Source organism: Shewanella youngdeokensis (genome assembly GCF_033180165.1).
Lineage (GTDB): Bacteria > Pseudomonadota > Gammaproteobacteria > Enterobacterales > Shewanellaceae > Shewanella > Shewanella youngdeokensis.
The window spans coordinates 62,069-77,205 of sequence record NZ_CP136522.1 but is presented as its reverse complement, the minus strand read 5'-3'; the positions used below and the strand labels follow the sequence as shown (position 1 = coordinate 77,205).

14 protein-coding genes are annotated in these 15,137 nt (G+C 44.2%); 6 read left to right on the top strand and 8 right to left on the bottom strand.

Annotated features, from left to right (window positions below):
* Window positions 1-38: 38 nt before the first annotated feature.
* Window positions 39-437 (bottom strand): flagellar basal body-associated protein FliL, encoded by a 399-nt coding sequence (locus RGE70_RS00330; RefSeq protein WP_310469571.1) that lies wholly within the window; start codon window positions 435-437, stop codon window positions 39-41.
* A gap of 125 nt (window positions 438-562) precedes the next feature.
* On the opposite strand from RGE70_RS00330, the gene RGE70_RS00325 reads away from it, so the two are divergent.
* On the top strand, window positions 563-1,147 hold the full coding sequence (locus RGE70_RS00325; RefSeq protein ID WP_310469570.1) for a chorismate--pyruvate lyase family protein: 585 nt from the start codon (window positions 563-565) through the stop codon (window positions 1,145-1,147).
* Window positions 1,148-1,193: 46 nt separating this feature from the next.
* Here RGE70_RS00325 and RGE70_RS00320 read toward each other — a convergent pair whose 3' ends face one another.
* On the bottom strand, window positions 1,194-4,013 hold the full coding sequence (locus tag RGE70_RS00320) for an immune inhibitor A domain-containing protein (protein WP_310469569.1): 2,820 nt from the start codon (window positions 4,011-4,013) through the stop codon (window positions 1,194-1,196).
* Between the two features lie 405 nt (window positions 4,014-4,418).
* On the bottom strand, window positions 4,419-5,009 hold the full coding sequence (locus tag RGE70_RS00315) for a YhgN family NAAT transporter (RefSeq protein ID WP_310469568.1): 591 nt from the start codon (window positions 5,007-5,009) through the stop codon (window positions 4,419-4,421).
* A 227-nt stretch (window positions 5,010-5,236) separates the two neighbouring features.
* On the opposite strand from RGE70_RS00315, the gene RGE70_RS00310 reads away from it, so the two are divergent.
* From RGE70_RS00310 to RGE70_RS00295, 4 genes are all read left to right on the top strand, one after another.
* Complete coding sequence (locus RGE70_RS00310) at window positions 5,237-6,778, top strand: metal transporter (protein WP_310469567.1); 1,542 nt, start codon at window positions 5,237-5,239, stop codon at window positions 6,776-6,778.
* Window positions 6,779-6,869: 91 nt separating this feature from the next.
* Window positions 6,870-7,619, top strand: a complete 750-nt coding sequence (locus RGE70_RS00305; protein ID WP_310469566.1) for an NRDE family protein — start codon at window positions 6,870-6,872, stop codon at window positions 7,617-7,619.
* A 289-nt stretch (window positions 7,620-7,908) separates the two neighbouring features.
* Window positions 7,909-8,460, top strand: a complete 552-nt coding sequence (locus RGE70_RS00300; RefSeq protein WP_310469565.1) for a lysophospholipid acyltransferase family protein — start codon at window positions 7,909-7,911, stop codon at window positions 8,458-8,460.
* Window positions 8,461-8,516: 56 nt separating this feature from the next.
* Window positions 8,517-9,137 carry a LysE family translocator gene (locus RGE70_RS00295; RefSeq protein WP_310469564.1) on the top strand — a complete coding sequence of 207 codons (621 nt, stop codon included), beginning with the start codon at window positions 8,517-8,519 and terminating at the stop codon, window positions 9,135-9,137.
* Between the two features lie 3 nt (window positions 9,138-9,140).
* Here the strand turns inward: RGE70_RS00295 and gltS are convergent, their stop codons facing one another.
* The 5 genes from gltS to RGE70_RS00270 form a co-directional block, all read right to left on the bottom strand.
* Complete coding sequence (gene gltS / locus RGE70_RS00290; protein WP_310469563.1) at window positions 9,141-10,364, bottom strand: sodium/glutamate symporter; 1,224 nt, start codon at window positions 10,362-10,364, stop codon at window positions 9,141-9,143.
* A 153-nt stretch (window positions 10,365-10,517) separates the two neighbouring features.
* Window positions 10,518-10,679 carry a DUF2986 domain-containing protein gene (locus tag RGE70_RS00285; protein ID WP_310469562.1) on the bottom strand — a complete coding sequence of 54 codons (162 nt, stop codon included), beginning with the start codon at window positions 10,677-10,679 and terminating at the stop codon, window positions 10,518-10,520.
* 260 nt (window positions 10,680-10,939) lie between these two features.
* Entirely contained in the window at window positions 10,940-12,004 is a 1,065-nt protein-coding gene (locus RGE70_RS00280; RefSeq protein ID WP_310469561.1) for a CDP-glycerol glycerophosphotransferase family protein, read from the bottom strand.
* A gap of 56 nt (window positions 12,005-12,060) precedes the next feature.
* Complete coding sequence (locus RGE70_RS00275) at window positions 12,061-13,146, bottom strand: glycosyltransferase family 9 protein (RefSeq protein WP_375087876.1); 1,086 nt, start codon at window positions 13,144-13,146, stop codon at window positions 12,061-12,063.
* A gap of 68 nt (window positions 13,147-13,214) precedes the next feature.
* The gene (locus RGE70_RS00270; protein ID WP_375087875.1) at window positions 13,215-14,288 is read right to left on the bottom strand and encodes a glycosyltransferase family 9 protein; all 1,074 of its coding nucleotides are present in this window, start codon (window positions 14,286-14,288) and stop codon (window positions 13,215-13,217) included.
* A gap of 84 nt (window positions 14,289-14,372) precedes the next feature.
* Here RGE70_RS00270 and RGE70_RS00265 point away from each other — a divergent pair, with 84 nt between their 5' ends.
* A complete protein-coding gene (locus tag RGE70_RS00265; protein ID WP_310469559.1) occupies window positions 14,373-15,107 on the top strand; it encodes a 3-deoxy-D-manno-octulosonic acid kinase in 735 nt (244 codons plus the stop codon).
* The last annotated feature ends 30 nt before the right edge of the window (window positions 15,108-15,137 follow it).

Sequence of the window (15,137 nt, the reverse complement as noted above, 5' to 3'; positions counted from 1 at the left end):
ATTAATAATAATGCCAGCATAAAATCAATGTATTTGGACTAGTCATAAAGGTATTTGGTAAAAAGTAAATTAAACACTAACTCTTTACCTGTTTCTTCGACTAATAGACGATTAATCATTTCAAAGCATTCACGCCTAATTTCTTCTTTACCCGTTAACGACTTCACTTTATTTTCGGTTTGGTTACCCAAAATTTCGACGATTGCCGAGCGCAGTAGCGGATCGTGTTTTTCGAGGCTCAACAAATCTTCTGGATTAGTCACCATTAGCTCGACGCTGATTTTTACATAACCTAGTTTATTCTGGTTCGAAATATAATTAGTCACAATATCGGGTTCAAACCCGTAGTAAGCGTATTCTTCTCGTGGCTTGTCCCCTTCAGCACACACCGCAAAACTGCTCAAGGTGAACAGCAATATTGCAATAATTGTTTTCATGTATGAATGACTCCCTTGTCCATATTCGATGAAATTAGCTTTTATACTCTTTTCTTTTGTGCTGCTTACTGATTGGATCTCAGCATGCTAGACTGCTTCAGTTCTAGCATTGTACCGAGAATTAAATGACTGTGACTAGGTTAAGCTTTCCTTATGGTGAATCAATTAACTGGGTTTCACCAGATAAAATTACTTACTTACCCGCGCCCCCCTTTAAAGATTGGCTACTTAGCAGTAGCAGTTTGACCCAAAAACTAAAAGCACAATGCCAACAATTTGAAGTCAGAGTGCTGGGAGAAGACACTTTATCACCGTTAACAGACGAGTACCCTGATCATCGGCAAGTGTGGATAAGAGAGGTATTATTGGTGCTAGACGGCGTGCCTTGGATATTTGCTAGAACACTTATCCCAGGTCGATTACTCGCTATGAAACAGCAAGACTTTCTAGGATTAGGCAAGCGCCCATTAGGTGAGCTTTTGTATTCTAAAGATGACTTTACCCCCGGCAAGATTGAAGTGGCTCACTTTACCGCCTGCAGTAAAATAGCCAAGCTCGCAGCATCACTGAATCAAGATGTAAAAAGCTCACTGTGGGGGCGACGACGTTATTTTTCACATGCAAAGGAGCAACTCATCGTAAGCGAAATATTTTTGCCAGCCGCCCAGCAAGCAATTGAAAAAATTCCGTTGAAGCAGCTAGCGTATTAACCAAATTAAAAGCTTATGCCTTCGCGGTTAAACGCTAGACTGACTTTTAAACACATACTGACTTGGTGCGACGAAAGCTGGCAAAAAACAGTAAACACAACAGTGACAACATGCCAAGTCCGCCACCAGAGCCACTTTTTTGGGTTGACGTTGTATCCGTTGTAGCCGTACTTTTTACGCTAACGATGTTCGTCTCGCTTTGTTGCTGCCCATCACTGTCGGTCACCGTGAGAACGACGCTATAGTCTCCGGTACTGCCATAAGAATGCGACGGTGACACTTGAGAACTTATAACACCATCACCAAACTCCCACAGGTAACTGAGTTCGCCGTTACCACCTGTAGAAAGGTTAACAAAGGTCACAACAAGCCCATTAACTGTTGAGGTAAAACTGGCATCTAGCGCTGCACTAATCGTTACTGTACTGCTATTAGTAAATACCACTCCATTACCATCAGTAATGGTGAGAGTGACCAGGTAACTGCCCTCTTCACTGTAGGTATAGCTTGGTTTGGTTAGCGCGCTAACTGCATCGTCGACACCAAAATCCCAGGCATACTCGTAATTTCCGTCGCCACCGTTTACATTGGCACTGAAACTCACTTGCGCCCCTTGCTGGACATACTCAATCACAGCAGTTAATTCTGTTGATGGCACTGCTGAGCCGGTATAGGTAAATTGTACCGTTGCTGTGCTGCTGTCTTCTGCCTGAGCCATAACTTCCATCGACAACCCCAGCTCTGGTAGTTGCATACCCGACTCAGGCTGCAGTGGAGCACTGTAGTCATTAGTGTCAGCAAATAGTTTATGCCCAGACAAGTGCCTGTCAGTGCTACCGTTTCGAGTATAAGCAGACTGATTAAACAGGCTAAAAGCAGCGTCGCGCATCTGGAATTCAGAGTCCAAGTAACCAATCAAGTTTTGATCGGCATCAACTACGCCAATCAAACTGTAACCAGCATGGTCACTCACTTCATTGGTACTGTAATTATTGTTCTCTAACCACAATACAACGCCAGGATCATAACGCTCATCACTTAAACCTTGATCAACCCCCTTGTGACTTCGCAACTGCACAAGGTAGCGCCGGTCTTTACCCGGCCGTTTATCGCTCACCCGCAAAAACCCAGCAAAAGCCGCCTCGCCAGTAGTTTCAGCACCAATAAACAACCATGGCTCACCCGCTTGCATAATTGAAATATCGTCGATCACAATACCATAATCGCCAACATAGGCGTCGGTGGTATATCGAATAGACAACCTAACATTACGCCCAGCATAAGCACTTAAATCGTACTCCAACTCCACCCAACTATTATCACCTTGCGCAGCTGGTAACTCACTCGAGCTACCCGTAATAATATTTTTGGCTGAATTAGTGTCATTACTGGCTTTGGTATAATTACCAGCTAACGCAACACCATCAACCATCACCTGTGCATAGTCATAATCTAATTCTATATTCCAATGCGCTTGCATGGTTAGCACCAGTGATGTGGCAACTGGAAGCTCGACATCAAGTGACATAGCATGGCTGAGCAAATCCCCTTGATCTGAATAGAATTGATAGTCACCACTGTAAGGCGCTGTAAAGTCTAATTCTTCAGGTGGTATATCCAGTGAAATCTGATTAACCCCTTCATGATTAACCGCTTCAACCAACGCAACTTCTAACCCAGAGCCATCCAATGAGCTGAGCAACAATTTCTGCTCTGAAACCCAATTACCCTGATATCTTTCCTGTAGGTATGCCCTAGCGTAGGGGCTAAATCCAACAGGCTCCGTGCCACGAATAGCCCCCGCCCAACTACCCGACGCCATCACGGACCAGTTGCCAACTGGCGAGCCTTGCCCCCCACCGCTAATGTCATATTCGTCTTTTAAACCAAGATCATGTCCAAACTCATGTACACACACGCCCAACGCAGCATCTATAGGTTGAATCGTATAAGTGCTCAACATCATATCTGTGCCCGGTATATCGAACGGAAAGATTGATGCTCGGTGCGACCAAATGGCGTCTCCGCCTAACATCCCGCCACCAACCTCTTCACCTATACTCGAATGAAATATCATGACATGGTCAATCTCACCGTCAGGCTCATCAATAATACCGTTCTGATTAAAATCATAGGGGTCTTCAATATCGTAACTTGCAAGTTCAACCTCGTTCATTTGGGCCGCTGCAGCTGCAACAGCTTCTTTAACTAACTCTGCAGCATTGACATCATCAGCCGCACCACCACTATTACCACCGTAATAAGCAGCATTATTTGCTGCACGATACCAACCTTGCACTGTGCCGGTGAAAAAGAGAGTTTGGCCCGATTCAGCTTGATAATATTGATAGCCTGTCATCAACGTTTGACCCGAAGGTCCAGCATAGCCATTGGTTGAAAAAAGTAAGTTTTGATAATGCTCTGCGGGGTAGCTGCTGTAAAACATCTCGGTATCACTGCTGCTTAAACCATTATCATCATGAGGTAGGTCGGGGAAATCGATCAATACAGCCATCACTTTAACGGTTTTATTGATCAACGCAGTGGTTGCCGCCCCAGAGACTTTAAGCTGCTTGCTGGCTTGTTTGCTCTGCTGCAGGCGTTTAGCTTCATTCCTCGCCTCACGTAACGAGATTTTATTCGGCAGTTTTGAACGCGCGATAAATGCATCTACGGCTAATTGCTTTTCAAAATCCGATGCATCACTCGCTACTTCACCGCGTTTAATAAGCCAATACAGTACTCGTTCTTCATCAACGATATTAGCATCGGCAGAGCTAGCCACTATTGGTGCCGCAATACTATTGCTCATCATTAAAATAGCGCTAACAATACCGAAAAGGATTCCTTTATGAATAGACCGCATAATACCTGCTCTCCTTTTCACGTATTAAACATACACGCTGTACACTTGGTCATGGCAGTTAATGCAAACCTCACCATTTTTAAGTTGCGACTTAGGTTACCGCTCGTTCAATCGGTTAAATCTCAACCTAGTTACAGTGTAGTCAAATAGCAAGCAAACGCAGCAACAAGCACTACGAACCATTCAGCTACCAAGGAGAGGATGAAAAAAAGAAATTAAAACAAGATCATACACACAGGTAATGGACAAGGTTAGCAAGATAAATGATAAAATAAGCAGTAGAACAGACCGGAAAAGCTGCCAACTATAACCGAGGCAATCGACTTAATGGCGCGATTGCGGCCAAGGCCTTATGATTTGTGAGTGTGATTGGCGCAACAAATGCCACGCCAACCAAGTTAAACATTATAACGCTTGCATGTAGCTTGAGACGCCATCTAAGAACATCTGTACCGATATCATCACCAGCACCATCCCCATCAGACGCTCAACAGCAGTTAAGCCCTTTTCACCCAACACCTTAGTGAAAACTTTATAAAACAATAAAATAACCGAGCTTACTGCCCACGCCCCAAGCAAAGCCACGGTCCAGTCGGCCATCCTGCTTTCATCCGTATGAGCCAGCAAAATTAGCGCAGCCAACACTGAAGGACCAGCCATCAATGGAATGGCCATCGGCACAATAAAAGGCTCTTCACCAGCAGCGAGCCCGACGACACCTCCTGGTTGCGGGAAAATCATGCGTATCGCAATTAAAAACAGAATAATACCGCCTGCAATACTGACAGATTCTGAGCGCAAATTAAGAAAGCTTAAAATGGCTTCACCTGCAAATAAGAACAACAGCATAATAACTAATGCAAAAATCAGTTCTCGAATTAACACCCGACGGCGTTTTTTTGGTTCAATATGCCGTAAAATTGAGGCAAAAATAGGCAAGTTGCCAAGCGGGTCCATAATTAAAAAAAGCATTACTGCCGCTGAGAAAGTATCCATGAAATGGGTAAGCCTAGTTAACTAAAAAGGGGAGTATTCTATTATGTTTTACTGTAAAGCTAACTATAAGTTATAAATAATTTGCACGAATTACTATTAGGGTCACAATTAGTCGGCGGAAGACGGACTGATTTATCAATGTAAATTCGAGTTATCACTCTGCTAATTGTGCCTAACACTGGTATACTGTGGCGCTTTTTCGCACTTGCGGTTTAAATGGGATCCCTATGCTGTATCTCTTAGCTAGCTGTATAGCACTACTCTTAGGACCTCTGTTTTACCGGTTTTTATCATCGGGAACAGGGTTACAAAAAGGCCTAGACGGATTTATATTCGTGTCTCTGGGCGGCTTAGTGCTGATCCACATTTTACCTGAGCTGTTAGAACACGGCGGCTTTCTTGCCATTATCTTTGTCATTATTGGTATTTGGGGCCCAACACTGAGCGAACGCTTATTTCATCAATACTCAGAAGTCACTCATAATTTAACGCTAACACTTGGCATTGGCGGGCTGTTATTGCACACAATTACCGATGGTGGAGCGATGATTTTAGCCCAGCAAGACGGTAATTCATCGTTACTCGCACTGGGTATTATTTTGCATAGATTACCCGTTGGCGTTGCGATATGGTGGCTGCTAAAACCACAAGTTGGCGGCCGCTGGGCCATGCTAGTACTTGCCGGCATGATGCTTCTCACTGGGGCAGGCTATTTTGCCGGAGAGCAGATGCTGGTGCATTTAAGCCTTGAGAATACCGTTTACCTACAAGCGTTTGTAACGGGGTCAATATTACATGTGGTATTGCACCAACCTCACGGGCAACCCGATACTGACAAAAATGGTCAATTTGAATACCAAGCGGGTATTGGTAGCTTGCTGGGCATGGCTTTACTGGCACTGCTGTTAATCATGGACTCCGGTGGCCATGACCACCAGCATGGTCACAGCCATTCAACCGAGCACTTGCTAGATTGGATGCTAACCATCGCCCCAATCTTATTACTGAGCTACGCCGTGGCGAGTCTGCGATTTCACTTTGGGCTATCTCCGCAAAATTCATCACTAAGTAGGCGCTGGTTGCAAAGGTTGCTTGGGCCTGAGGCCATTGTGATTACCGGCCTGTTACTCGGCCCCTTATTTGCTTTAATTCAAGCCGGAGCCGTGTTTGCAATAGGCTATTTGTTAACTTACGGCAAAGTCGAACCGACGGATCCTCACGACTCATTACCGACATCAGCACTTCGTTTTGGCTTTGCTCACTTAGTCGACCGCAGTGCACCGTGGATTGTTCTAAGCCTAATTCTAGCCAACTTGATTGGTCACCCAGCCGTCCCCTTATCTAGCCCATATGTGCAAGTAATGGTGTTATTGCTTGTCTTTTTACCGATGCGTTTTTGCAACCTAGGTGCCGCAGTGTTATCACTGTCGCTTGCCTACAGTGGCTGGACAACGATAGCAGTGATACTGCCGCTTATTGCAGCACCAATTTTTAACATTGCCCAATTAAAATTAATGGCGTGGCCGCTGCGCGTAAAATTGATGATATTGCTATTAGGTCTACTCACTATAATTGAGTGGATCCAACCACAATGGCAAGCACTGGGCCACCTACCCAATGCTGTCAATACAACTTGCCTAGGCATAGTCGCCGCTTTGTTTGCCGCCAGCTTGTTACGTCTTGGCCCTCGTAAATTTATGAGCCGGCTCATGCAGCATCAAGCAAAGCCACACTCACATGAACACAATCATGGGCATCACCACCATTAAACACCTTTAAAAATCAGGGGAAAATAAGGGCGATAGCTTTTAAGGCAAATGAGTATTAGTCTTTGTGTATCACACATCTCATGGCTAACTTATGTGCATTTTGTTTGTGGCTCTAAAAGCGCACCCCCAATATCCTCTCATTATTTGCGCTAACCGAGATGAATATCATCATCGCCCCACCGAACCCGCCCACTTTTGGCCTAACCACGAGCAACTACTTGCAGGTAGAGATCTAGAGGCCGGCGGAACGTGGCTTGGGGTCAATCAACAGGGTTTGATAGCAGCGCTCACCAATATTCGTGACCCGGAGTTAACACAATCAGACATGAGGAGTCGCGGCGAGCTTCCCCTCAGAGCCTTATCTGCCGAAGGAATAGATGCATCATGGCTCTCTCGCCACAGCCATTTTTATAATCCATTTAATTTACTTTTTGGTGATGAGCACGCGCTGCATTGTTATGACAGTCGCAATAAGACACTCAACCAACTTAGTGCGGGGTTCCACTCTATCAGCAACGGCGCACTAGATGATATCTGGCCAAAGATGTCTCGGGGAACCCAAGCAATAGAAGCGCACATCAGTACAAACAGCGAGCCTAACATTGATGACTTACTCACGATAATGAAAGATCAAACCCAAGCTTCTGATACCGACCTGCCACAAACAGGCGTGAGCTTAGAATGGGAACGTCACCTATCTTCTATCTACATCCAACACCCTGAATATGGCACTCGCTCGACCAGTATTATTTTAAAAGACCACCAAGCAAAACTACATTTTTCAGAGGTTCGCTACGATGGTAAAGGTCGCAATCTAGGTCGTGACGACTTTACAATATAGCGACGTACAACCTTTAAGCTCGCCATCACCCCACAAAAACAGCTCTGATTTGTAGCGTATAGACATAGAAGCACTAGCAGATCTAAGTCGGCTACTACATGATTTAATTTCAGTCTTAATGGCCATTAATCGACGCCCCTTAAACAGACAAATTCTTAATCTTGAAGTGGTTTATGTTTAGAGTGTACTCTGGGGTAATACGCATCTAACGTCTCCCTTATTATCGCCGTGACGAGGTAAAAGACAGCAGATAGCATGGCCACACAATTATCACAGACGGTGTTGATTTATGTTTCAAAAATTTTGCAGGTTCCTACTCAGAGCCACTGGCTGGAAAATCTCCGGTGCACTCCCACCCCAGCAACAATGCATTGTGATTGTCGCCCCACACACCAGTAATTGGGACTTTGTTATTGGTGTCATAGCCCGTGGAGCTTTAGCTGAAAAGCTTAACTTTTTAGGAAAACACCAGCTGTTTATCCCACCTTGGGGATGGTTTTTTAAGGCGATGGGAGGCACTCCGGTCGATAGGAGCAAAAATAACAATTTAGTAGATTCTGTTGTCGAGCTGTTTAAAAACAACCCTGACTTTGGCTTAGCACTAGCCCCTGAGGGGACTCGTAGCCCTGTGAAGCGCTGGAAAACCGGCTTTTACCACATCGCCAGTAAAGCCCAAGTTCCCATCGTAACCGTAGGGTTCGATTTTAGCCGTAAAACCATAGTGATCAACGATGCCATGCATACCACTGACGATATGCAGCAGGACATGGATAATATCATCCGCTTTTTTAGATCAATAACTGGTCGCCGGCCGAAAAAGCTTCCCGACTTCAAGCTATGATCATAACAGTTCAGCTAAAATAGCAACGTTTACCACTATCGACGGTATAAAATAATATGAGCTTTGATACATGGCTACTTTACCTTGTCGCCATCATGCTAATCGCCATTTCTCCCGGCACTATGGCTGTGCTCTCAATGGGGCATGGTATTCATTATGGCAAAAGTCGGAGTTTAGCAACGGCGCTGGGCAGTGTGACTTCGGCATTATTACTAATGATGGCCTCTGCAGCCGGCTTAGGCGCACTGCTAAGTGCCACTGAATATGGCTTTACCATTTTAAAATGGTGTGGCGGGGCTTATTTATTCTTTATCGGTATTAAACTGCTACTGACCAAAGCGACAGAACAAGAATTGGAACTGAGGACTACCAAAGGCAATGGCAAGCCTACACAGCTGTTTAAGCAGGCTTTCTTGGTTGGTATAAGCAACCCTAAGGATTTACTATTTTTTGCCGCACTGTTTCCGCAATTTATTGACATAAGCGCGCCGCAAGCACCTCAGCTCGCCATTTTAGCGTTGACCTGGGCCGTGGTCGATTTTAGTTTTGTGATGATTTATGCCTGCATGGCAAACGTGCTCGCCCCAAAACTCAAATCAAGTCACAAGCTGCACTGGTTCGATCGTACTAGCGGCGGAGTATTTATTACCCTCGCCGCTATTTTATTGACCCGCTAGATGCTACAAGATAAAACTAATGTAGCCCTGTAGAACAATCAGGTTAACGATATCAATAAAGAATGCCCCGACAATTGGCACGACCATAAACGCTTGTGGCGACGGGCCGTTACGAGAAACTAATGCCCCCATATTCATCACCGCAGTCGGAGTTGCCCCCATGCCAAAACCACAATGACCACCCGCCATAACTGCAGCATCATAATTTGATCCCATCAGTCTGAAGGTGATGAAGTAAGCAAAAAAGCCTAATACTACGGTCTGCACGAGCAAAATCACTAGCAAAGGAATGGCCAGGTCAAAAATTTCCCATAATCTTAAGCTCATCAATGCCATAGCAAGAAATAATGACAACGACACTGTACCCAAGATATCAACACACTCACTGTTAGTCTTATAGCCCCGTGTCAACTCTGTTAGGTTAGTAATAACAACGCCCAAGAATAACGCATATACAAAGTCAGGCATTTTTAACCAAGTGATATCGAAAGTGGATACCAAGTGTTCAATCCCTCTCGCGCCAGCCACACAAAGCAACAAGATGAACAATGTTTCCATCACGCTTTTAGCGGTGACTCGATCCTCTTCTAGTTGATCATAAGTCACTAGATCTGGGTGATCCTTATGGTGATTACCACCAATCCCATAAGATGATTCCAGTTTATGCTTATCAATTAATCGTTGTGCAACAGGGCCACCGATAATACCCCCCATCACTAAACCAAATGTCGCAGCAGCCATCGCAAACTCTAATGTGCTCATTCCATAATGGTCAGAAAAGGTTTGCGCCCAAGCTGCGCCAGTACCATGGCCTCCAGACAATGTGATAGACCCTGCCACTAAGCCCATTAACGGCTCCAAACCTAAGGCAGTTGCTAAGCTCACACCCACAGCGTTTTGAATCACAATATAAATTGAGGCTATACCAAGAAAGATAAAGACCTTACGCCCGCCTTTTACCAACAATTTATAACTTGCCGCTAAACCTACCGTACTAAAAAACATTAGCATCAGGATTTTTTGCATTGGCAAAGAAAACTCTAAGGTCACATGCTGAAAGTGCAAAATTGTTGTAATAGCAGCAACAACCAAGCCACCAATAATGGGTTCTGGAATATTGTATTTTTTGAAGAAACTCACGTGACGATTAACTGCATGGCCGATAAACAGCACCATTATTGCAACTAAAAAAGATTCTAGTTCTCCGATTGAATATACGGTATTCATGAAACTCCTATCCGTTACATCGGCTTTGTAATTAAGACTACAAAGCTAAAATTAGCCGCGCATTCTTGCACATCCATTAGCGTAAGTAACATTAGTTATAGCCGAATCATGTGAATTTATGTGACACAGCTACGCGTTTGAATGGTTTTTGTGCTATTTGAGGTCTTCAGATACTGTTTCGACTGTCTCTAAAACAGCCAAACGCTCTCTTTCAGCCTTAGAAATATACTTAGGTTTATTGCTCGTATTGAGTTTAGCATTGGCCTTTTTAGCCTTGCCCATAAATTTTTTGGTGATCTTTTTCGTGCGGTTCATTAGTTCATACTTCAGAAATGATTAGCTTAAGAATAATTATAGTGCAAACAGCCCAGACATCACATGAGAGGTCAAGAAACTTCACAGCCAAGCTGCAAAACCCTATCCTTAGTTGGCTATTTTAACCATGCAAGATACTTAGCATCTTGCATGGGCCTGCGAGGAAATGTAGATACTGATGAGCAAAATAAAACAACTATTGCTTATTCACTTGCTCAAACACCAAGGGTATATCCTTTTCATCTCGCCATGCTGGCGCTTTAAAATTTCCAATAATTCATTTTTTTCCGCATTTTTAAATGACGCAGAATATTTGCAGGTTTAGGCTTAAGGCTTTTCATTCCTTTCTCAAGCAATTCATCTACAGCCGCTAGAACGCGCTCACTAGATTTACCATCACGGTACGGATGGACACTAGTACAATACTCATCAACTTTACTCATTAACTCTGCCGGACGCGATAATGCAAGCTCTAACGCTGGCTGTATATCTTCAACACTATCAACATTAACCAGATGAGAGAGCTTTGTTTGGTTATTAAAGGTTACGACCGGCTTACCTTCCAGCAAAAACATGATAAGTACCGATGACGTATCACACAACATGACATCTGCAGCTTTTAAGAGCGGCAACACATTGTCAGTTTCTATAAAAGTTAAGTTATCGTTTTGAAGTGCTTTATATTTTTCAACTATATCAGGGTGCATTTTTGGGTGAAACTGCACTAACCAACGCCATTCACCTTGCAGTGATAATTGCTTCACTTTTTCATAAATCACAGGAGCACAAGATAAATTACGAGAAAAAGTAGAACACAGCAACACGACAGGACGGTCATCCCCTTCAACGCTATATGGATGCTCCCCCTCACCTTTGAACATAGGGTCTAATGTAGGCCAACCCGTTTCAACTACAGTAAAAGTGCCGTGCTCTTGTGCTAAACGGGTAAAAGGCTGTGTAGTGTCAATACCTTGCGTACAATACAGGTCAAAGCAATCTCGAATTTCAAAATGATCGACCCGCCCCCTTCGGTTGACCTTTCCCGCATCAAAACCATGAAAAACAGCTACTTTAATTCCAGGGATGAAGTTAGGAACGGTATTTCCAGGAACAAAAACCGCATCAGGGTTCCAGGCTTTTACCTCCTCAACGGATGTTAACTGTTGCTCGTCCGCTTTAAGAAAAGATGAAGTCACCTCATTCCCCTCTAAAAACCAGCAAGCTTCATCACCTCTTGCTTTAATGGCACTCTGAAGAGGCCTTAAAATGGCATAAGAGTAATTTTGTGATATGTACAAAAGGTAACGCTTACGGCCTGAATTCACGATCACTTTCCTTCAATTTTTTATTCAATTAATTCTTAAACATTGCTGACGTCTGATTATGACTTAAGGGGTAATGGCTCATTTAATAAATCGCTCATTATGCTCATCCCCATATCTAACCCGTTTTTGCAGGAGCAATTAGCCAACGCAACCTGCAAAGACTCACTATTGTGACCATCTATCATTTTAACCAAGCTATCAGTTATTTGCTGAGCGTTTGGCTGACAACTAGATGTTAATCCTTTTTCTTTACACATTTTGACACGAAAAAACTGATCTCTAGCAACCGCAATAGACAGCGTTTGTTTTTTTAATGCAATGGCCTGTAGTAACGTGTCGCCACCACTTAAAATAGCCATTTTAGAAGCATCAAGCAGATCAATCATTGACGCATGATTTAACGATGTGATTGCGGTAACGCCCTCAGAAGTATATACCTCTCCTGGGTAGCTTGGCCCGTAAACGATGACACAGGGAATTGCGGTGGTCGCAAATATGCTTACAGCAGCTTGGGCAAATACTTCAACAACATACCCATTATGATTCTGGTGTCCTCCAGAACCGGCATTTAACAAAATATATCCGCCTTTAGTTAAACTGTATTGCTCGAGCAATCTCGCTTGCCTAGTTTCACTCGGGTTTACAAAAATAGGCCCTATAATTTCTGGCTCAGCCTTATCAATAAGCCGCAGTTTCAAGCGTTCCAACCAACCAATATCACCAATGGCAAACTGAGGCTGCACAACCCAGTGACTATCAGTCACACGCGCTCGGAGTACTTTCATTCCTCGGCTACGCTTACGCTTGTGCTGGCTAATAAATATAACTTTAGCACCCAATTTTTTTGCATGAACTAATTGCGAACGCCTTCCAGATGCGTCAAATATAACAACATCAGGCAAGTGAAAAGACATAAAGTCATTAACCGCTTTAATGTTTTTGGTCGGTGTATCATCAAGTAGCACCGCTGGATATGGACACGTTGCAGCGTAAGGGGCATGTCGACTTAAAATGAATCGAATGTCGGCGTCAGGCCAACGCTGTTTGACTTCATTAGCCACAATCAGCGATCGCATATATTCACCCATACCTTCAGCAGAAGACACAGGGACAAATAAAAACTTAGGGCGGGGTAAGGTCATCGGTTTACTCATCAGACGACAATAGCAAATAACTAGCCCGCCATACTAAAAAAATTATACTAATGCAGTTAATCTAACAACATATCTAATTGTTCAATAACGCGAGCAACACTAATCGACGCCATCAAGTCAGGGCCCTTTGCTCTTGTTCCCCATGGGATAGGCCCCTGTTTTTGCTCTGTGATGACCTGCTCATAAACACTCACCACCGAGCTCAAACTCGTATACGGTCCTGTTCTCCCTGGGTTAGAGTGCGCATATAAACCAATTACTGGAGTGCCTTGAGTTACAGCCATGTGAGCGGGTCCTGTATCGGGAGCGATCACTACACTTGCTTGCTTTAAAATAGCCAACAGTTGCAGCAACGAAGTGTTTCCCACTTGGTTTTCAAGCTCGGACTGTGCAGCAGCCTGAATCTTATCAGCAAGCTCTCGTTCAAGCGGTGCAGGGCCACCACAGATCATCACGCGGTAACCTTGTTCAACAGCATGGTCAGCCACGGCAGCATACCGCTCTGGCAACCAATTACGCTCCGCTTTGCTGGCTGCAGGACATATCACCAACACTCGGCTCCCGGTTGGGATCAGCGTCTGTGCAAACTCAGTGTCTGCCGCTAAGATGGGAATATTCCAGCTCGGCGTTAAATCAGTAACACCTATAGCTTTTGCAAACCCCATAAAACCATCGAGTACGTGCGGCTGTGCTTGCGCTTCAATGCGGCGGTTCGTTACCAACCACTGCCCTTCTTTCGCTCGAAAACGGTCAAAACCAATGCGTAGCTTAGCCGAAATGGCTAATGAGGCCACCGTAGCTCTAAGTGCGACTTGCATATGCAGTAACGCATCAAACTTTTGCCCTTTAAGTGCTCGCCTTAAATTAAAGTAACTACGCCACCCTTGAGATTTATCAAATATGACAAATTCCACTCCAGGCAGATGCTTAAGCAACTGATATTCAATTTTACCTAACACCCAGGTGATTTTAAGATCTGGGTACCTTCGCTGAATTGCTTGCACCATTGCCACAGCATGGCATACATCACCAATGGCTGACAATCTGAGTAAACACAAAGTCTTAGCATTCGTTAAGTCTAACGCGCCTGCTTGTGGTTCTGCGCCATTACTGGGGGTCGTTAAGCTCATAATGTTCGTAGGTTATTTGGCATAATCTACCGATCTTAATGTAGAATGGCTGTAGGTTCCACGCTTTAGCGTACAATTCTATCTATGAAGTTTAAAAAAACAGTATCAGGCAACATCGCTTATAGTGATCTCACCCCACAAGAAATTGAAACATCTTGGTTTGGTGTGGATTTTTGGCGTGATAAATCCGCGATAACAGGTTCAGCAAAAGGCCGTTATACCACTTGGTTTGTTGATGCCAGTATGCAAGATCCTGCTCAGCAGCAGTGGGTGTTACGCCATTATTATCGTGGTGGTTTGATAGGAAGAGTTATTCGCGACAAGTATTTATACACTGGACTAACTCGTACGCGGGCCATTGCTGAATTATCCTTATTAGAAACCTTATATAACCAAGGTTTCCCTGTGCCCAAACCTATTGCCGCGAATGTCGAGAGCAATGGTGTGTGGTACCGCGCTGATATCATTATCGAACGGATCGAGGGCGCTGAAGACTTAGTCGCAAGATTAACTAAAGCTGTGATGACAGATGAGCAATGGCAATTACTCGGTGAGTGCATTGCCCGTTTTCATAATCATGGTGTGTATCATGCCGATCTGAATGCCAAAAACATTCTGCTCACTAACGACAAGTTTTACATCATCGACTTTGACCGTGGCGAATTCCGCACACCCTCCTCAAGCTGGCAACTGTCCAATATGGAACGCTTACATCGCTCATTTAATAAAGAGTTAGCTAAGCAGCCAAATCTAGCTTTTACAGAGGCAAATTGGCAGCGACTCCTTAACGCTTATAAAAACGCCATAACAACTCAATAAGCAGGCGAAAAATCGGCTTAAGTCTAAATG